Origin of the sequence: Chryseobacterium indologenes (assembly GCF_001295265.1) — a bacterium.
Classification (GTDB): Bacteria; Bacteroidota; Bacteroidia; order Flavobacteriales; family Weeksellaceae; genus Chryseobacterium; species Chryseobacterium indologenes_A.
Window position 1 is genome coordinate 58,804 of sequence record NZ_LJOD01000014.1, and the last position, 20,371, is coordinate 79,174.

A 20,371-nucleotide genomic window follows, 5' to 3' on the forward strand; every position below is an offset into this window, starting at 1 on the left:
TTTTAGCTGCTTTCTTTACCTGTTCCGTAGCCTTTTACAATACCTCTCGGAGAGTTTTGGATAAACTGAAGTATTTCATCTCTTTCAGCGGTAGGAAGCATTTCTTTTTCAATATGGGAAATAGCCTGGGAAACATTCATCTTCATCTGAAAAATAGCTCTGTAGATCTTTTGGATTTCAAAAATCTTCTCATTGGTGAAACCTCTTCTTCTTAATCCTACTGAATTAATACCAGCATAAGACATAGGTTCTCTTGCTACTTTAACGTAGGGTGGAATATCTTTTCTTACCAGAGTACCTCCTGAAATCATAACATGTTTACCGATTTTACCAAATTGGTGTACAGCCGATAAACCTCCCATTACAGTATAATCACCAATTTCAACGTGCCCGGCAATACCACAGCCATTAACAATGATCACATGGTCTCCGATAACACAGTCATGGGCAATGTGCGAGGTTGCCATAATAAGGCAGTTGGCTCCTATTTTAGTATATCCTAAAGCCTTTGTTCCTCTGTTTACGGTAACACATTCCCTGATTGTTGTATCATCGCCAATAATTACCTGAGTATCTTCCCCATCAAACTTTAAATCCTGAGGGATCGCGGAGATTACCGTTCCGGGAAAAATTCTGCAGTTTTTTCCTATTCTGGCACCATCCATGATGGTTACATTAGGACCAATCCAGGTTCCTTCTCCAATTTCCACGTCCCCTGCAATTGTAGTAAAAGGTTCTACAATAACATTTTTGCTGATTTTTGCACGTTTATCTACGGCTGCTAATTGATGGATCATTTAATCAACTTTATTTTTTGCAACTTGAGCCATTAGCTCTGCTTCTACTGCCACTGTATCTCCTACATATCCGTATCCCTGCATATGAACGATACCTCTTCTGATAGGTTCTATCAATTCAATTTTGAAAATAATAGTATCCCCGGGAACTACTTTTCTCTTGAATTTCACTTTATCAATTTTAATAAAATAAGTAGAATAGTTTTCAGGATCCGGAACGCTTGCCAATACAAGGATACCTCCTGTCTGAGCAAGGGCTTCCACCTGAAGTACTCCCGGCATTACAGGTTCTTTAGGGAAATGCCCTACGAAGAACGGTTCGTTCATCGTTACGTTCTTTAACCCTACTACATGAGAATCTGAAAGCTCAAGAATCTTATCGATCAATAAGAACGGAGGTCTGTGCGGCATAAGCTTCATGATCCCGTTGATATCGAAAACCGGTTCTTTAGTCAGGTCAAAATCAGGAACATTTTTCTTTTTCTGAAGTTTCCACTGACGGTTCAGTTTTTTAGCAAACTGAGTGTTTACATAATGGCCGGGTTTGTTGGCAATTACTTTTCCTTTTATTTTCACTCCTGCTAAAGCAAGGTCTCCTACCACATCCAGTAATTTGTGTCTTGCAGCTTCGTTAGGGTAGTTTAAAGTTAAATTATCAAGAATTCCGTTCGGTCTGATAGAGACATTGTCTTTTCCAAAGGCTTTCTTCAGCTTTTCCGTAGTTTCAGGAGTCAGGTCCTTGTCTACGTATACAATGGCATTGGAAATATCTCCGCCTCTGATTAAACCGTGATCCAGAAGCATTTCTAATTCATGCAGGAAGCTGAATGTTCTTGCGGAAGAAATTTCGTCTTTGAATTCTGAAATATTTTTAAGGGTAGCATTCTGGGTGCCCAATACTTTGGTTCCAAAATCCACCATGGTTGTCACTTCGTATGTATCTGAAGGAATAATGGTAATTTCTGATCCGGATGCAGGATCTGAATAGCTCAGCACTTCTTTGATTACCAGGTATTCTCTGGCTACATTCTGTTCTGCTATTCCTACGCTTTCAATAGCTTCCACAAAGAATTTTGAAGACCCGTCCAGAATAGGAGGCTCGGAAGCATCCATTTCCATAATGGCGTTGTCTATATCACATCCTACTAAAGCAGCTAACAAGTGTTCGCAGGTTGTAATCTTTACACCTAGTTTTTCTAATGTTGTTCCTCTTTCTGTTGCTACAACATAATTAACATCAGCTTCAACCTGAGGATGTCCCTCCAGGTCTGTTCTTACGAAAACAAAACCTGTATTTTCTTTTGCAGGTTTAATGGTTAGTTTTACTTCTTTACCTGTATGAAGGCCAATTCCAGAAAGTGTAACTTCTTTCTGGAGCGTTTTTTGCATATCACTCATTAGTATTATCTTTTGAGGTATTCTCAAGATTATTTATTCTCTTTACAATTTCAGTGAAATTTCTGAAATGAACATAGTTTCTAAGATAGTCATTATAACTGATCGCAGGAGATCCGTATAATGTTTCTTTATCATTAACGCTTGAATTCACACCACTCTGGGCCTGAATTTTAACCTGATTTCCTATTTTGATATGACCTACAACGCCAACCTGACCGCCAATCTGGTTCCAGTCTCCAATAGTGGTTGATCCTGCAATACCAGCCTGAGCTGCGATTACGTTGTTCTGTCCTATTTTCACATTATGGGCAATCTGGATAAGGTTGTCAATCTTTGTTCCTTTTCCGATAATAGTAGAACCGATAGTAGCTCTGTCTATACTACAGTTGGAACCGATTTCCACATCGTCTTCAATAATTACATTTCCCAATTGAGGAATTTTTTTGAATCCCTCCGGTGTCGGCTGGAAACCAAACCCATCACCTCCGATCACTGTATTGGAATGGATCACACAGTTATCCCCAATGATACAGTAGTCATAAATTCTGGCACCACTGTCTATTTTACAGTTTTTACCAATCTTTACGCCTTTACCGATATATACATGCGGATAGATCTGAGAACCTTCACCGATTTTTGCTTTTTCAGAAACGTAGGTAAATGCTCCTATATAGGCTTTATCACCAATCACTGCAGTATCATGGATGGAGGAGCCATTTTCAATTCCTTCTTTTCTTCCCTGCATTTCCTGATACAGGTTCATTAAGATCTGAAAAGAGAGATAAGCATCCTTTACCACAATCAGGGTAGGATTATAAGTATTATTAGCCAGAAGCTTTTCCGAAACAATAATAACGGAGCATTTTGAGGTATCTAAAAAATGAGTAAACCGATCTTGTGCTATAAAAGAAAGATGCCCTGACTCCCCATTTTCAATTGGTGAAACCCCTGTAATAACCGCGCTTTCGTCGCCTATTATTTTTCCGTCGATAAAACTTGCAATTTGCGAAGCTGTGAATTCCATATTCTGCAAAGATAAGAAATTCTGTAATTCGCAAACATTTTTTGGTTTTCGGAAAGTAAATTTTAATAATATTTATGAAATTATACGGGACAGATCTCTTGGAAAGGTTAGAATATAGCGTGTAGTCTTATGTACCATCAACCCTGATAAAAGCTGGTCCTGGGATTCTTCCAGACGTATTTTTTTACCGTCTTTCTGCAGCAGATAAATGGGCTGTTTTTCAGTATCATAAGGTAATAACTTCCGTTTAATTTCATGTACAAGTTCGCTTCCATTATCAATTTCAAAAAATTCATTGGTATTTTTTATCTTTTCTTCAATAAATCCTGCTTCAAATGCATGAGATGAAATAACGGTTTTCGGAAGATTTCTCTGGGTTACACATTTACACCAGTAGGAAAGGATAAAATCGTCGGCATCCTGCCATAGTTTCATAGCCTGAATCACATCGTTATCATCAAGCTGGGTAAACCTGTAAATATCTTCATCGGTGGCTGCGCTTTTCCCGCGGTATAGGAAATATTTCAGATTTTCGCCCGCCGGAAGCTCAGTCCCCTGTGAAACAAGATATTTTGCCCGCTCCAGAATCTTTACTAAAAGAAATTCAGCCAAGGCCGATGTCTTATGATAGTACACCTGCCAGTACATAAACATTCTTGCGGTAAGAAAATTTTCAATGGAATAAACACCTTTTGCATCAATTACCAGCTCGCCTTCCTTACAGACATTCATCATGGAGATAATTCTCTGGGTATTAATATTCCCTTCGGAAACTCCTGTAAAAAAGCTGTCTCTTTTCAGATAATCCAGCCTGTCTACATCCAGCTGGGATGAGATCAGCTGATTGAAAAACTTTCTGTGATATTTCCCCTGAAACATTTCAATCGCTACCGATAATTGCCCGTTAAATTCATCATTGAGCTTATTCATCAGCAGCAGTGAGAGTTTTTCATGATGCCAGTCATCCATCAGCATACTTTCCAAAGCATGGGAAAACGGACCGTGCCCGATATCGTGCATCAGAATAGCCAGCATTGCACCTTTTTCTTCTTCATCTGAGATCTCCACTCCTTTCTGCTTCAGTGTTTCCAGGGCTGTAAACATCAGGTGCATGGCTCCCAGGGCATGATGAAACCGTGTATGGGTAGCGCCCGGAAAAATCAGGTTCAATAATCCTGTCTGGCCAATTCTTCTGAGTCTCTGAAAATAGGGATGTTCAATAACGTCAAATAAAATTTCGTAAGGGATTTTGATAAAACCGTGAACCGGATCGTTGATGATTTTAAGCTTGTTCTGCATTGGAAACGTCGATATTAGTAAACAAAGTTAGGGATTTTAATTTTTAAATCTCATTAATTTATATTAACCGCGGATCACGTTTCTATTTTTGAAGATCATCTGAGCAGGTGGAACAGAAGCTATCAATTGTCACGAATTTCACAGATGATTGCAGATTTTGTCTGAGATGATCAACAATTTTTGAAGAATATGAAAGATGTTTTTGTGTTGTGTTTGGGTAACATCTATCTTTATGGTTTAAATAACCTATAGCTTTTAATGAGAAAACGTTTGCTTTTCGCCCTGATTTTCACTGTACATTTTTGTTCTGCCCAGGTGTTATCTGAAACCCAAAAGCTGGAATCCCTCTGCCGGGTCTGGGGATTTTTAAAATACTACCACCCCCATGTTGCGAAAGGTAAACTTGATTGGGATCAACAGCTGCTCAAAAAAATAGATGAACTGGAAAATATCCGGGATAAAACCCAGCTGGATAGCCTGTATTCTCACTGGATTAGCAGCCTTGGAAAAACTGAAGAATGTAAAATGTGCTTAAAAGCAGATAAAAGCAAGACTTATTTCCTCAAAAATTTTGATCTAAGCTGGATGCAGAATCCGGTTGTTTTCAGTGAACAGGTCCGCCAACAGCTTCTTTATATTGAAGCCAACCGAAATACGGGCAGCAACTATTACACCGGGAGATCCGGCAGGAAAGGATTTTTCAGAAATGAAACTTCTTACGGGTCAAAATATACCTCAAAACAAATCAGTCTCCTGGAACTTTTCAGATACTGGAATTTTGTGGAATACTTCTTTCCTTATAAATATGAAACGGATCAGAACTGGAATGATGTTTTAACGGAAATGATTCCCAGGTTTACCCGCATAAATAATGACGAGGACTATCACCTGGCATTAGCCGAACTGGTTACAAAAATAGATGACTCCCATGCTTTTTTATTTTCGCCACTGATTACTAAAAATCTTTACGGAAGGAAAAAGGTTCCTGTGGAATACCAATACGCGGAAGGAAAACTGGTAATTACAAAAATCAATAAAAATTCTTTGAACGAAAGCAGCCCCTTGCAAACCGGAGATGCTATTTATAGTATTAATGGACTGACTATTCCGCAAATGGTTAATAAATTCGGAAAATACATTCCCGCTTCCAATTCCTGGGGCAAGGTTATGAAAATGAAAAGTTATTTTCTTTTAACCAACGAGGATTCTCTTACGATTAATATTGAAAGAAACGGACAAAATATAGCTTTAAGGGTAAAAACATATCTTCTTAGTATGATCGCGGGGGAGAAACCTGCTGTTCAGAAAAAATGGACATTTTTAGATTCAGATAAAAAGACCGGATATGTACATATGGGGATCATTGAAAAAAATGAACTTGACGACATGTACAAAGAACTGCAGACTGCCTCTTCTATTATTTTTGATCTCAGAAATTACCCAAAACAAACCATCATCCCTCTCAGCCGGATGATTCTCCCGAAAAGAACCCCCTATTACCGCTTCAGTTTCCCGGAAAAAGATTATCCGGGAAAATTTTATACGGCCGTCAACAGCATCGGTAAAAAAAATTCTGATTATTATAAAGGAAATGTTGTAGTTTTAGTAGATGAAAATACCCAGAGCCAGGCAGAGACTACCGCAATGATGTTTAAGCAGCATCCGAAAGCTAAAATTATCGGCAGCAACACTTCTGGAGCAAACGGAGACATCACCATGTTTAAAATTGCCGGGCTGGACACCTGTTTTTCAGGGCTGGGTGCTTATTATCCTGACGGAAGAGAAACACAGAGAATAGGTATTGTTCCCGAAATCATTGTAAAGCCTACGGTAAAAGGTATTCGGGAAGCAAGAGATGAAGTTCTGGAAAGAGCTTTGGAATATATAAAGACCGGATATTAGTAAGTGGAGGGAGTTCATGGCCGCCTGTATTTTCATTTAACTAATATTTAACTTTTAATCTTTTGATTTTGGGAGATTTTAAAAGGAATTGGTCAACATTTTGATAGAATAATCACGTAAAAAATAAATTATGTCGGAAAAGATATTATGGATAGATGATGAAATAGATTTACTAAAGCCCCATATCGTATTTTTAGAAAAAAAAGGTTATCAGGTAACACCTGTTAATAATGTCAATGAGGCTCTGGAGCTTATGGATTCAGAAAAATTTGCATTAACATTAATTGATGAAAATATGCCCGGAATTTCCGGACTTGAAGCTATTCCCATGATCAAAGAGAAAGATAATGCTCTGAAGATCGTTATGGTAACCAAAAGTGAAGAGGAACATATCATGGAAGAGGCTATCGGGTCTCAGATTGCAGATTATATTCTAAAGCCTGTTAATCCGAACCAGATTCTGTTATCATTAAAAAAGAATCTCCAGCAGGAAAATCTGGTGGAGCAAAAAACAATTCTACAGTACCAGCAGGAATTCAGAAACCTGTCTATGGAACTGTCTTATCTGAGAACGTATCAGGACTGGGCAGAATATTATAAAAAGATTCTGAGCTGGGAAATTAAGTTTGATAAGGTAACAGACAATGAGTTTGCCGATCTTTTACAGTCTCAGAAGGAAGAGGCTAACATTCAGTTTGCGAAATTCATCGAGAACAATTACACAGACTGGCTTACAGATTCAGACAAGCCGATTATGAGCCACACGCTTTTTAAAGAAAAAGTAAAACCTGAAGTAGAAAAAGAAAAAGTTCTTTTATTAATGGTCGATAATCTCCGCTATGATCAGTGGAAAGTTATTGAACCTCTGTTTACAAAATATTACAATAAGGTATCGGAAGATTATTATTACAGCATCCTCCCTACAGCAACACAATATGCAAGAAATTCATTCTTTGCCGGGCTGATGCCGTCTGAGATTGAAAAACGTTTCCCGGAAAAATGGTTTAATGATAATGAGGAAGGGAATAAAAATGAATTTGAGCGTGATTTCTTGGAAGATCAGATGAAACGGATCGGGCTGAACTCTAAGTCTATGAAGTATCTTAAAGTTCTGAATGCTGATTTTGAAAGAAAGATTTATGATGATTTTAACCAGCACAAGAATAACGACCTTCTGGTTATTGTTTACAATTTCATTGATATCCTTTCTCATGCCAAAACAGATAATCATATTGTAGACCAGCTGATCCGTGATGATAAAACCTTCAGATCTCTTACCTATAACTGGTTTGAAAACTCTTCTCTACTGAAAATCATTAAATTGGCAGCAGAGAATGGCTATAAACTGGTAATCACCACCGATCACGGAACGGTTTATGTTAAAAAGCCAAGCAAAGTTGTAGGCGATCGTGAAACCTCTACCAACATCCGCTATAAAACGGGGAAAAGCTTAACCTATGATGACAGCGATGTTTGGGCTATTACCAATCCGGAAAAACTGTTTCTTCCCAAAGGAAATTTAAGCTCAAAATATATTTTTGCCAAAAACAATATTTTCCTGGCTTATCCTAAGAATTATAATCACTTTGTGAATTATTATAAAGAGACTTACCAACATGGCGGAATATCACTGGAAGAGTGTATTATCCCGATCAGTATTTTAGAACCCAAATAGTTTTTTTCATAGTTTATTTAATTTTGGGTCTGAGGGCGGAAAAAAATCGAATGATTTTTTTCCGCTTCTTTTTTCCCATTACTTTTAATAGTCTGGCAGAGTTCCTATCTTAGCGAAAAAACAATGTTTATCATTTCGCTTACTTATAAAGTTCCTCTTGATCAGATAGAGCCCCTTATTCCTGAACACAATGATTTTCCGGAAAAGTACTATCATTCCGGATATTTCATCACTTCCGGAAGAAAAGAGCCAAGAACAGGCGGTATTATCCTCTGTAATGCCTCTTCTGAGAAAGAAATAGAAAAGATTATTCAGGAGGATCCTTTTTACACTCATCAGACAACAGATTATGATATTATGGAATTTATTCCTTCAAAATATAATGAACACTTTAAATTTTTCATACAAAACGCATGAAGTTAATTACCTATAATGTCAACGGAATCAGAGCAGCATTTACCAAAGATTTTCTGGGCTGGCTGAAAACCGCTGATCCGGACATCATCTGCATTCAGGAAAGTAAGGCAGGAAACGACCAGATTGATATTGAAAGTCTTGAAAAGCTGGGCTATCACAGTTACTGGCATTCAGCAGTGAGAAAGGGCTATAGCGGCGTAGGAATTGCGTCAAAGATTAAACCTTCCCATGTTGAATACGGATGCGGGATAGAAAGCTATGATAATGAAGGCAGAATTATCCGCGCAGATTTTGACGGTTATTCTGTTATTTCTGTGTATGTACCTTCTGCCAGCAATATTGAAAGACTGGATTTCAAAATGCAGTTCTGCCATGATTTTCTGGCTTATATCAGAGAATTAAGAAAAACCATTCCGAACCTTATTATTTCGGGAGATTTTAATATCTGTCATCAGGCAATTGATATCCATGATCCGGTCCGTTTAAAGAATGTTTCGGGCTTTCTTCCCATGGAAAGGGAATGGATGACCAATTTTATAGAGGAATGTGAACTGATCGACAGTTTCAGGTTTTTCAATAATGAACCGGACCATTATACCTGGTGGAGCTACAGGCAAAATGCAAGAGCTAATAATAAAGGCTGGAGGCTTGATTATAATTTTGCCACTTATCCGTTAAAAGACAAGCTTTCGCGTGCTGTCATTTTAAAGGAAGCTGTACATTCAGACCACTGCCCGGCCCTTTTGGAGCTTGATGTATAAAAACAGGAACAGGATCTATACAAAAAGCCAGCTGAATCAGCTGGCTTTCTTAATTTAAATCATAAGTTTAGTCGACAATTTCATATTCAACCGGAATCGTACCGTGATCGATATCTCCGATTTCATCGAACGCAGCTTTAGAGATATCTAAAGCTCTTGATGCATGGAAAGGCCCTCTATCATTAATTTTCACTATTACCTGTTTTCCATTGTTCAAATTGGTAACTCTAATGTTAGTTCCAAAAGGAAGCGTTCTGTTTGCTGCGGTAAACTTTGAATTATCAAAGATCTCTCCGCTGGCTGTTTTTCTACCATTAAACTTATCGTGGTAGTACGATGCATAACTTGTTTTTTTCGCATCTGAGGTATTATTCGTAAATGAATAAATTCCTAAGGTTGAAATCATCATTATGATTACGAGAATGAATCTTTTCATCATTTTGAATTTTATTGGTTTTGACGGAGCAAAAGTATCAGGAATCTTTTAAAGTCCATAAGCCATTTGTTAAAAATTGTTAACTAAAACCAAAAAATATGTTAACAATCTCTGTAACTTCCTATGATCAGGTATTTTAAACAACACTGTTAAAAAACGTTAAAAAAAACAACAAAAAGTTAATTTAATTAACTAATTTATGCATAATTTATAAAATTGAAAATCATAACAATCTGTAAATTAACATTTTAAATAATAGACAAAAAAGCTAAAATAAAAATTCATCAAAGGCTATGGTCCCGATTATGTTAAATTTTTGAAGGATTCATCCATCTTTCAAAATCCATGCGAAACAGCGATAACACAAGGAATCAGGGCAGGATCTCCTTACAATATCATGCTATTTACGGCAGATTTATGTATAAATTTAACAGGTGAAAGCCTCCCAATTTTATATATTTATTTCTTTTTCAGGAATATATTCAAATTATTTCCTTTGAAATAATCATTTATCATGATCAACTTATTCAGCTGTTTACAGATCTTAAGCCTGCCCAAAGATAATACATCAGATCAGAACTTCCATCTTAGGGTTATATCTTTTAATTGACTTCGTGAAACTCACTCAATGAATCAGTACTTATATCAGAAATGAAATGACAACGAAATGCTTTTAAGACAGACAAACGGCCGCATTGCTTGTCTTTGAAATGGAGGGCTTTATAGTGTTTATTAAGTTTACGTACATATTTGTATACAGCATCAATGTTCCTCATTTATTTTTATATGAAATATAATTTTCAATCTAATTATCTTTTCCTGTAGCAATCAGTTGATTTCCATTCTTTATATTTTAGCTTTTCTTATTCATTATAACCAACCTTTTACATAGCTCCAAGATTATACCGTCTATCAAAATCTATGATTGTTTTTGGGCTTATGTTGAACTTTTATGCTTAAATGTTTATTACCTTTTAAAGTATCCAAAACAAAAAAACCAATGAGCTTTCTCATTGGTTTTTTTGTTTGTATTATTAATTGATTATTTAGTATACTCTACAATATAATCATAATTTCCTGAAGGATACACTACAGACATGCTAGGAGCCCCTGTAATGAAGTTTCCTGTTGTTTTGTCATAAGAATATACGCTATTTGCATAAACATTGTTTGTTCCTGCCTGGAAAATAGTGATTCTGTATAAGCTTCCGGTAGATGGAATTACAATACCCCCTGAAGGGAAGGTTGGTGATGTTGATGTTCCATTAGCAGTAAATGTACCTTTTCTTGCGTAAACCTGCGCACTGTTGATTAAGGTATTAGTTGTTGTTTCCGAAGTTAGAATATTTACTTTAGGATCTACTGGTGTTCCTCCCAACGGAAGCCATCTTCCATTTGAAGTTGAAGTTGTTGTACCGGGATTTGAGAAATAATAAAATCCAGGAACAACAGCCTGATTCCCTATTCCGGATCCTGTTGCCGGGGTATTACCGGTACCTGTATTATAGACAATCATCCCATCAAATCTATTTGGGTTATTTCCTGCATTGTATAAAGTACCCTGATTGGCTAGTACCAATACACTCAGATCAGCTCTGGGATATATCATCCCTTTACCATAATTAGGATCATTAACTGCAGTTGTGGTTGAAGCATCTAAAAATGCTGAAGAAGCAGCAATTGATGATCCAACATAGCCCTGATTTCCTTTAATTTGCCCATAAGCCATATTACCTAAAGATGACAGGACAAATACAGCTACTATATATTGTAGTTTTTTCATTTGTAGTTAATTTAATAAATTTTCTAAATAATTTGTGTTATTGTCCTCCAACAGCATACCAGTTAGAACCGTCGGTAATCAACTCTGTTCCATATGACTGAATACTGGAAAGTGTTCTTGTCAGGTAGTTTGCGTTAAGATCGGTAAGCCCCTGAATACCATTACCCGTTGAAAGTATCGTTAATTTCTTCCCAATCATGCTGTTGTCAGGAACCGGCAATTGAATATTACCATTTACACTTCCTGTAATAACTACTACATTTCCAACATCACTTGCATTAATAGTAGTGGTAGCAGCACCAGCTACTGTTCTGAATGTAGGAAGTACAGGTGCAACTGCGCCACCTCCCACAGGCTTCCATTCAGGAACTGCAATATCAAAATAATAGAAACCAGAACCTGTAATTTTAGCTCTTCTTGAACCTGATCCTGTTCCTGAAGTGATGTAAACAATTGCTCCGTTCTGAGCAGTCCCATAGGTACCCGACGTGTCATCTTTAGCAGCAAGTTCTGCAGCAGTCATACGAGGAACTAGTAATGCATCGGGTCTGGCATTATCTGAAGTATTGGCCACTACATCCAATGTTGCTGAAGGCGTGGTAGTATTAATACCCACGCGTCCTTGCTGTGCTTGGGAAAACGCCGAAAGGCAAACGAGCATTGTCGCTGTTAATAAAAATTTTTTCATAAGTTTTTAAAGATTTTAATTACATTATTTTCCATCAATATTCCAAATGGAAGATGCATCCCAACTTGTGCCCACCTTCTAGCCTGTTTAACAATCATTTTAACTAACTGTAACTCAGCCTATATTTGAGTTGCCGTATGAAAGCATTTGATTTTAAAATATTGCTTTATTGCGCAAATTTAAGACATAATTTTCTAATTTGCACATTTTATATAAAAAAATAAACAATATATATCTTAAATAAAGATAATTTACTACAAAACAGCAATTTATAAGAATTAAGTGTAAATTTAAGTATGTTAAATTTTATTAATTATGTAAGTAATTGAACCATTTATTATTTTTACTGAATTATTATAGCTCAGTAATTAAACAAGCTCTCCGTAAAGATCAAACTCTTCTGCAGAAGTTATTTTTACCATTGCAAATTCTCCTATAGAAATATAGGTTTCTTCTGCAGAAACCAGAACTGTATTATCTACATCCGGAGAATCATATTCTGTTCTTCCAATGAAATAATTCCCTTCTTTCCTGTCAAAAATACATTTAAAGGTTTTGCCTATTTTCTCCTGATTCTTCTCCCAGGAAATCTGTGACTGCACTTCCATAATTTCTTCTACCCTGGCTTCTTTTACTTCCTGCGGAATATCATCTTCCAGTACATAAGCTCCTGTATTTTCTTCATGGGAATAGGTAAAGCATCCCAGCCTGTCGAATTTTTGTTCTTTAACCCAATCTTTCAGTTCCTGGAATCTTTCTTCTGTTTCTCCAGGGTATCCTACGATCAGTGTTGTTCTGATCGCCATATCCGGAACTTTTTCTCTGAACTTGGCTAATAGAGCATTTGTTTTTTCATGGGTGGTTCCTCTTTTCATAGACTTCAGTAAGTCAGAATTGATGTGCTGAAGCGGGATATCGATATAATTGCAGACTTTAGGTTCTTCCCGGATAATATCCAGGACGTCTTCAGGGAATCCGCTAGGGAATGCATAATGCAGACGAATCCACTCGATGCCTTCTACTTTCACTAATTCTTTCAAAAGATCTCCAAGTGCACGTTTTTTGTAAATATCCAATCCGTAGTAGGTAAGATCCTGAGCGATAAGAATCAGTTCTTTTGTTCCTTTTTTTGCCAGCTTCTGGGCTTCGGTTACCAGTTTTTCAATTGGTGTTGAAACGTGACCGCCTCTCATTAGAGGAATAGCGCAAAATGAACAAGGCCTGTCACAGCCTTCTGAAATTTTAAGATAAGCGTAATGTTTCGGAGTAGTGGTAAGCCTCTCCCCTACGAGCTCGTGTTTATAATCTGCACCAAGATGCTTAAGCAGTACAGGAAGGTCTCTTGTTCCGAAATACTGGTCTACATCAGGAATTTCCCGTACCAGATCAGGCTTATATCTTTCGGAAAGACATCCGGTTACAAAAACCTTTTCTACTTCACCTCTGTTTTTGGCTTCTACATAATCAAGAATGGTATTAATAGATTCTTCTTTTGCATTATCGATGAATCCGCATGTATTGATTACCACGATATCTCCGCGGTCTTCGTGCACCACTTCTTTACCATTGGCTTTCAGCTGGCTCATTAAAACTTCAGAATCATATACATTCTTGGAACATCCAAGTGTAACCACATTGATTTTCTTCTTCCCTACAGATTTTGTGCGCATCTTTTTGATTTTGAGTGTGCAAAGATACGAAATATTAAAGGAGTATTGATTAAAAAATAAAAACCACCTCAGAGAGATGGTTTTCAATACGATATCTAGAAGTTTCCTTCCGCGAAAAGAGGTAAGGTTTTGTCTTTTTCTGAAAGTTGTACTACGTCTAACGGTAATTTCCAGTCGATATTCAGTTCCGGATCATTCCAGATGACGCTTCCTTCTGATTCTTTATGATAAAAATTATCACATTTGTAAGAGAAAATGGCTGTTTCGCTTAATACGGAGAATCCATGGGCAAAACCTCTGGGAACATACAGCTGAAGCTTGTTCTCAGGGGTAAGCTCTACCCCGAACCATTTCCCGAATGTAGAGGAATCTCTGCGAAGATCCACGGCTACATCAAAAACTTTTCCTTCAAGACATGATACCAGTTTAGCCTGTGCATGCTCGCCTTTCTGCAGATGTAAACCTCTTAATACTCCATAAGAAGATTTTGAGATATTGTCCTGAACAAAATGTCCGTTCATTCCGGTGAGCTCCTCAAATTTTTTTTCGTTGTATTTTTCAAAGAAATAGCCTCTTTCATCTTCAAAAATTGTAGGCTCAATGATGTAACAATCTTTTAAGGGTGTTTCTTTTATTTTCATTTTTTATTCTAAACCTTGTTTATAGGTTATACTGTTTTTTTAGACTTTGTTTTAATGCTAAATATATTCCACCTGTGGGTATAAATATAATTAAAATAACCGCCCAAACCGGAAGTTCTGAATGAATTAAAAATATATTAACAAAAAGCTGAACTACAGCATATACTGTGCTTACCACTAAATGCGAAACTTTTTTCTCGTTGGCAAATAACTGGTAAAGGTGTCTTCTGTGTGCCTCAAAAATATTTTCTTTTAAGAGAATTCTTTCAATGATTGTGAGAACAACTTCCATCCCGTAGATAGCCAGCAGCAAGATGAATTTGTATTCCCCGGTTCTCATGATCAGAAGGGCAATAAGGCCTATTACCCAAAAACCAATTCCCATACTTCCTACATCCCCGGCAAAACATTTGGCTTTTTTCCTGAAATTAAAGAAGAGGAATACCAGGCAAGCTAAAACAGGATATACAATAAAATCATTATCAGTAAACTGAATAACCTCCTGATTGATATAAGCCAGGGAAACCAGCGTAACAAGGCTGTACATACCGGTCATTCCGTTAATTCCATCCATAAAATTGTAAGCGTTCAGGGTACCAATTATGAGTATAAATAATACAGGCCATACCCAAAAAGGAATCAAAGCAAAGGCTCCTGTAAAATATAACAACAGGATTACGGAAATAAAATGAACAAACAGCCTTATTTTATTGGATAATGTTTTGATATCATCAATGAAGCTTATGGTACATATGGCAAGAAGGCCAAGACCAAATGACCAGTAATTTTCAACCGCTGAACTGAAGTTAAACAAGCAGAAAACAATGAATGCAACGGGAAAAATAATTCCCCCTCCTCTTAAGGTAATCTGGGTATGGGCACTTCTGTGATTGGGTTTGTCTATGATGTTGTATTTATCGGCTATTTTGAAATAAAAAATTTCAACAAGAAAAAGCGATAAAAAAACAATTAAGAAAATCAGTAAATTACTATCCATTAAGAGAAATATTAATCATTAGTATATTTGGTTGAAAAGAAAAGTTTATGAAACATTTCTTTAATATTATTAATCTTTTTAAGAGGAAAAATTTCTAACAGCAGAAATACTGGTTTAAGAAAATTTCTATTTACAGTTACTTTAGGTTTATCTATATTAAAAAAAGCTAATAGATCCTGCTGACTATAATCTCTTGCATCTTTTACTATTAATAAAGAACTTTCTTTTTCATGAACCAGCTCTTTTACCTTCGCAATTATCTGATCTAAATGGCACAATGAGTAAAATCTTTCCTGTTTTGTAAAAAAAGGTATTTTCAAAACAGGTAAAAAGACTCTTTTTCCTAGGTCTTTTAAATTGTTTTCAGAAAAAACCGGAGCCAATCTTAGAATATGTAAGGCTTCTGCGTTTATGTTCTGCAGAATTTCTTCACAAACTAATTTACTTTTGCCATATGGAGACACAGGAACAGGTTTGTTCTTAATTGATATATACTCTTTATTATTTTTATTTTTAAAGCTATAAACAGATACCGAACTCAGAAAAACTACTTTACTTTTACTTACATCTAAAGGGTTAAAAATATTTTTAGTCATAAGAATATTAGCCTCTTCCACACTCATATTATTGACATTATTTTTACCATGGGCAATTGCCGCGGCATGAATGATGACATCAAATTTCTGATCGCAGAAAAAAGCTTCACACATGCCGGCATCCAACAGATTTAAAGATTTAAATTCTGTGTTTCCTGATGAAGATGATATTCCGGTAATTTCAAAATCATCTTTTAATTCATCAAAAATTTTGGAGCCAATAAAGCCGCTGGCACCTGTAAGTAGAAGTTTAGGCTTCATTCTTCATAATTTGGTTAAAGGTAACAAACTCATAATTATTTTCTTTTAATAATTTAATGAGTTTATGCATTTTATTTTCTACAGTTTTTCTTCCTTTATTAAATCTTATTTTGGTTTTAAAATCCGTATTTTCCGGAACTTCTATATTATAATTTCTGGAGAATTCAAAGGGATGAATATAAAAGAAATAGTGTTTATTTGTTTTAAAATATTTTTTCAAAAGAGCTTTTGTTAACATCCAAGGAAAGATTCTTAGATAACCTCCACCAGATACAGGAAGATTCTTCCCTAAAATTTCAACTGTAGAAGCTTCAAATTCATAAAAATTCCCTTGTTTATAAATATTGGGATTAGGAGATTGAAAACCATTCAGATCTATCCTTCCGTAGAGATCATGGGCATCAAATTTAATTTTGCTTGAATCAAAAACAAAGCCTAGTTCTCTCAAAATCTCAAGCCGTTCTCTATCTAAGCTAAAACAAGGTGCTCTGTATCCTTTCACATCTATATTGGTAAATTCTTTAAAGGATTTTATGCCAGCCAGTGTATCATTCTTAAATTCCTCCAGATTGAGCTGAAGAGGACGAACATGCGCATATGAGTGTAAACATATTTCATGCCCTCTTTCTTCTATAATCTTTATACCGTCTTTTAATTTTTCAACTAATTCACCAACAATAAAAAAGGTTGTCTTGATATTGTACCGATCAAGGAGGTCTAGGTAAATATCAAGTCCATCTAAAGTAGATTGATTCTGATTACATTCATCTTTATTAAAGTAATCCAGATGATACCAATCTTCTACATCCATACTTAAAACTGCAAATTTTCTCATATTAATCTACCTCCATTTTTTGTAAAATCCTGCAACTGTTCTACTGTCGGCCATGTAAAATAGCTTCCATTTGCTGACAAATTCTCTTTAGCTTCAATATTTGAACTTTGAATATTCTGAATTGTCTCACACATAAGATTTCCTCCTATTTCTTTACTTTTAATGATTAATGAAAACATTGTCTCATCATTTGAGATTTCAACCTTTTTCTGATTAAGGATTTTTCCATTATCAATTTTAGAATCCATATAATGTACTGTAGCTCCTGTATATTTTTCCTTTTTATAAAGTGTCCAAAAACTAGGCATTACTCCTGCATAATTGGGAAGATAAGAACAGTGTAAATTTATACATCCATTTTTGGGTATTTCTAACAAAGCTTTTTTAAATACCACAGGTGCAGAATAAGAAACAATAAGATCCGGCTCTAAAGATTTAATTTTCTCTAAAAACTTAGCATCATTCGGATTTTTTATTCTTTCAAAGTCTATATTATACCTGCTTGAAACAGCTTTTAAACTTTTGGGAATGATGTTTAATTTATGAAATGTTAGTGAATCAACTAGATTAATAATTTTAGCAGACACTACCTGCATCCCCATTTTTATTGTTTGAAAAATTCCAAACCCTTTTATAAAATATGCTTTTTTATTAACTAAACTATAATCAGAATCAATATCAACTACTTTAAGTATTTCAACTCCTTTGAGACGTGTAATTTTCTCTATATTTTTAGGAACAACAAATGCGTCCTCCTGAGTTATAATAATTATTTTCATCTGATTTTGATTAGCTATTAATTAAAACACTTATATGCTTGTAATATTTTTCAGTAACCTTTTCTTTGGTATAATCTTTTTGTACCAGATCGTAACCTTTTTCTCCCATCTGTTTAAGTTTGTCCCTGTTATTTAATACTTCCTGTAAGATTATGAATAATTCCTCATTTACATTATTGGATAAGTTTTCTATTAAATAAGCCGCCTCAGTATTTTCTAATAGATCATAAAGAGGGGTATTTTTATTACTTATTACTAATAAAGGCTTTTTACAGGCCATAATTGTATAAACCTTGGAAGGTAAACCATCTTTTTCTAATTTTTTATTCATAAAGATAAAATGTAAGTCTGCATAATTAATAATATGAGGTATACTTTCTCTTTCCTGATAATCAATTAGATTAATATTATTCAATTTATAATTTTCAATTTCGCTCTTAAGCCATGATTTACATGCTCCATCACCAATTACAAAATAGCTAACAGGCATACCTTTTGTTCTCTTTGCTATTTCAATGAGTGGAATCCAATCTTGGGCAAAACCAATATTTCCAGCATACATAACTTTGAGGTTTCCATCAATTGGAAATAACTGAGTATTAACTTCTGGATAATCTATCGGGTAATAAAGCTCAGTATCTACAAAGTTAGCTATAACTTCAATTTTCTCAGGGCTTTCCATTCTAGGAATCAGTGTATTTTTAAAATTCTGATCTATAGTAACTAAAGAATCTGAATGTTTATATACAAATCTTTCAAGTTTCTTGAGCACATTCAGTACAAACTGAGATTTCATTTTTCCTTGATTTACAAAAAAATCCGGATAAATTTCCTGAATATTATAAATGAATTTCGCTTTTTTCAGTTTTGCTAATACGATTGATACTAATGCAATTGTAAGTGGTGGAGAAGGACTGATGATAACATCAACATTTTTAATTCTCATCCCAAGAAAAAAGGACAATAAATGCCAATATATCATCGTAAAACCGCGTAAAAGAACACTTTCATATTTTTTTTGTGGTACGTGATATACTTTAATTCCTTTATAATTACTTGTATAGTAAAGTCCAAGAATTTTTTTTTGGAATTTTGTTTTTCCTTTATCTACCTTATTATAATGGGGCATTGTTGAAAGAACTTCCACCTCATACCCATTATTTTTTAAATTGTATGCTATATCATTATATAGATATGCTGTAGAAACAGCATCTGGAGCAAAAACAATACTATGTATTAATACTTTTTTAGCCATTCCTCTTATTTACTCCAAACTACTCTGTTTACATAGTCTGTATAACTTAGAATAATTCTTACCATTTTTTCAGAAACATTCGGCATAGAATAGTCGGATACAACTCTGTAGTTTCTCTCTTTACCTATTTTTTGCTGTTGAAGCTGAACCATTCCTTGTAAAATTCTTTCTGGTGAAAGCCCAACCATCATAACAGATGCCTCTTCCATAGCTTCTGGTCTTTCATGTGCTTCTCTGATATTAAGTGCTCTGAAATTTAAGATGGAAGACTCTTCAGAAATAGTTCCTGAATCTGAAAGTACGGCAAAAGAACGCATTTGAAGTGCATTATAATCATGGAAACCAAGAGGTTTAAGAAATTGGATTTCCGGACGCATTTCAATCTGCATTTTATCAATCATATTTTTGGTACGCGGATGTGTTGATACAATAACAGGATATTTATACTTTTCAGCAATAGCGTTTAAAGAATTCATTAATCCTCTGAAGTTTTTTTCAGAATTGATATTTTCTTCTCTATGTGACGAGATCACGAAATATTTACCTTCTTCAAGATTTAATCTTGACAAAACATCAGAGTTTTCTATCTGGGGTAAATAATGATTCAATACTTCAAACATCGGCGAACCTGTTTTGATAATTCTATCAGCAGGAAGTCCTTCTCTTAGAAGATATTCACGAGCAATATCAGAATAAGTTAAGTTGATATCTGCTGTATGATCTACAATCTTACGGTTAGTTTCCTCTGGAACACGCTGATCAAAACATCTATTTCCCGCTTCCATATGGAAAATAGGAATCTGGCGTTTTTTTGCCGGGATAGCGCATAGACAAGAGTTTGTATCTCCTAGGACCAAAAAAGCTTCTGGTTTTAATTCTTCCAAAAGCGGATCTATTTTAATAAGGATGTTTCCTACAGTTTCTGTAGCTGTTTTCCCGGCTGCCTCAAGGAAATAATCCGGCTTACGAAGGCCTAAATCCTCGAAAAAAATCTGATTAAGTTCATAATCATAGTTCTGTCCCGTGTGAACAATAATATGTTCTACAGCCTCGGAAGCATCCAACGCTGATAATACTCTTGATAATCTTATAATCTCCGGCCTTGTTCCTACAACCGTCATTACTTTTAATTTTTTCATCTAGCTAGTCTTAATTTA

19 protein-coding genes are annotated in these 20,371 nt (G+C 35.4%); 4 read left to right on the top strand and 15 right to left on the bottom strand.

The features are described from left to right. Positions 1–2: 2 nt before the first annotated feature. The 4 genes from lpxA to AOB46_RS17825 form a co-directional block, all read right to left on the bottom strand. Positions 3–797, bottom strand: coding sequence for an acyl-ACP--UDP-N-acetylglucosamine O-acyltransferase (gene lpxA, locus AOB46_RS17810; RefSeq protein WP_062701872.1), 795 nt, complete (start codon positions 795–797; stop codon positions 3–5). Continuing rightward, the gene (locus tag AOB46_RS17815; protein ID WP_062701874.1) at positions 798–2,195 is read right to left on the bottom strand and encodes a bifunctional UDP-3-O-[3-hydroxymyristoyl] N-acetylglucosamine deacetylase/3-hydroxyacyl-ACP dehydratase; all 1,398 of its coding nucleotides are present in this window, start codon (positions 2,193–2,195) and stop codon (positions 798–800) included. It lies immediately after the preceding gene. Next, entirely contained in the window at positions 2,188–3,219 is a 1,032-nt protein-coding gene (gene lpxD, locus AOB46_RS17820) for a UDP-3-O-(3-hydroxymyristoyl)glucosamine N-acyltransferase (RefSeq protein ID WP_062701876.1), read from the bottom strand. The genes AOB46_RS17815 and lpxD overlap by 8 nt, the downstream gene beginning before the upstream one ends. A 72-nt stretch (positions 3,220–3,291) precedes the next feature. Further along, positions 3,292–4,518: an HD domain-containing protein gene (locus AOB46_RS17825; RefSeq protein ID WP_062701878.1), complete on the bottom strand. Its 1,227-nt coding sequence runs from the start codon at positions 4,516–4,518 to the stop codon at positions 3,292–3,294. Between the two features lie 258 nt (positions 4,519–4,776). Between AOB46_RS17825 and AOB46_RS17830 the strand changes: the two genes are divergently transcribed. The 4 genes from AOB46_RS17830 to AOB46_RS17845 all read left to right on the top strand — a co-directional run bounded on the left by AOB46_RS17830 (position 4,777) and on the right by AOB46_RS17845 (position 9,273). Next, entirely contained in the window at positions 4,777–6,420 is a 1,644-nt protein-coding gene (locus tag AOB46_RS17830; protein ID WP_062701881.1) for a S41 family peptidase, read from the top strand. Positions 6,421–6,550: 130 nt separating this feature from the next. Beyond that, entirely contained in the window at positions 6,551–8,095 is a 1,545-nt protein-coding gene (locus AOB46_RS17835; RefSeq protein WP_062701883.1) for a PglZ domain-containing protein, read from the top strand. Positions 8,096–8,218: 123 nt separating this feature from the next. Then, positions 8,219–8,512, top strand: a complete 294-nt coding sequence (locus AOB46_RS17840; RefSeq protein ID WP_062701885.1) for a YciI family protein — start codon at positions 8,219–8,221, stop codon at positions 8,510–8,512. Further along, positions 8,509–9,273, top strand: coding sequence for an exodeoxyribonuclease III (locus tag AOB46_RS17845; protein ID WP_062701887.1), 765 nt, complete (start codon positions 8,509–8,511; stop codon positions 9,271–9,273). Before AOB46_RS17840 ends, AOB46_RS17845 begins: the two co-directional genes overlap by 4 nt. 67 nt (positions 9,274–9,340) lie before the next feature. Here the strand turns inward: AOB46_RS17845 and AOB46_RS17850 are convergent, their stop codons facing one another. The 11 genes from AOB46_RS17850 to wecB form a co-directional block, all read right to left on the bottom strand. Continuing rightward, positions 9,341–9,712, bottom strand: a complete 372-nt coding sequence (locus tag AOB46_RS17850) for a septal ring lytic transglycosylase RlpA family protein (RefSeq protein ID WP_062701889.1) — start codon at positions 9,710–9,712, stop codon at positions 9,341–9,343. 1,039 nt (positions 9,713–10,751) lie between these two features. Next, on the bottom strand, positions 10,752–11,492 hold the full coding sequence (locus AOB46_RS17855; RefSeq protein ID WP_082377227.1) for a hypothetical protein: 741 nt from the start codon (positions 11,490–11,492) through the stop codon (positions 10,752–10,754). Between the two features lie 37 nt (positions 11,493–11,529). Then, positions 11,530–12,180 carry a hypothetical protein gene (locus tag AOB46_RS17860; protein WP_131724415.1) on the bottom strand — a complete coding sequence of 217 codons (651 nt, stop codon included), beginning with the start codon at positions 12,178–12,180 and terminating at the stop codon, positions 11,530–11,532. 368 nt (positions 12,181–12,548) lie between these two features. Further along, complete coding sequence (gene rimO / locus AOB46_RS17865) at positions 12,549–13,850, bottom strand: 30S ribosomal protein S12 methylthiotransferase RimO (protein WP_062701895.1); 1,302 nt, start codon at positions 13,848–13,850, stop codon at positions 12,549–12,551. Positions 13,851–13,945: 95 nt separating this feature from the next. Continuing rightward, positions 13,946–14,491 carry a dTDP-4-dehydrorhamnose 3,5-epimerase gene (gene rfbC / locus AOB46_RS17870; protein ID WP_062701898.1) on the bottom strand — a complete coding sequence of 182 codons (546 nt, stop codon included), beginning with the start codon at positions 14,489–14,491 and terminating at the stop codon, positions 13,946–13,948. Positions 14,492–14,510: 19 nt separating this feature from the next. Beyond that, entirely contained in the window at positions 14,511–15,488 is a 978-nt protein-coding gene (locus AOB46_RS17875) for an MraY family glycosyltransferase (protein WP_062701900.1), read from the bottom strand. 11 nt (positions 15,489–15,499) lie between these two features. Continuing rightward, positions 15,500–16,345, bottom strand: a complete 846-nt coding sequence (locus AOB46_RS17880; protein WP_062701902.1) for an NAD-dependent epimerase/dehydratase family protein — start codon at positions 16,343–16,345, stop codon at positions 15,500–15,502. Continuing rightward, positions 16,335–17,180: a polysaccharide deacetylase family protein gene (locus tag AOB46_RS17885; protein ID WP_062701904.1), complete on the bottom strand. Its 846-nt coding sequence runs from the start codon at positions 17,178–17,180 to the stop codon at positions 16,335–16,337. Before AOB46_RS17885 ends, AOB46_RS17880 begins: the two co-directional genes overlap by 11 nt. Next, positions 17,177–17,959 carry a methionyl-tRNA formyltransferase gene (locus AOB46_RS17890; protein ID WP_062701906.1) on the bottom strand — a complete coding sequence of 261 codons (783 nt, stop codon included), beginning with the start codon at positions 17,957–17,959 and terminating at the stop codon, positions 17,177–17,179. Before AOB46_RS17890 ends, AOB46_RS17885 begins: the two co-directional genes overlap by 4 nt. 10 nt (positions 17,960–17,969) lie before the next feature. Beyond that, on the bottom strand, positions 17,970–19,214 hold the full coding sequence (locus AOB46_RS17895) for a glycosyltransferase family 4 protein (protein ID WP_062701908.1): 1,245 nt from the start codon (positions 19,212–19,214) through the stop codon (positions 17,970–17,972). Positions 19,215–19,219: 5 nt separating this feature from the next. Beyond that, on the bottom strand, positions 19,220–20,353 hold the full coding sequence (gene wecB / locus AOB46_RS17900; protein WP_062701911.1) for a non-hydrolyzing UDP-N-acetylglucosamine 2-epimerase: 1,134 nt from the start codon (positions 20,351–20,353) through the stop codon (positions 19,220–19,222). Between the last annotated feature and the right edge of the window lie 18 nt (positions 20,354–20,371).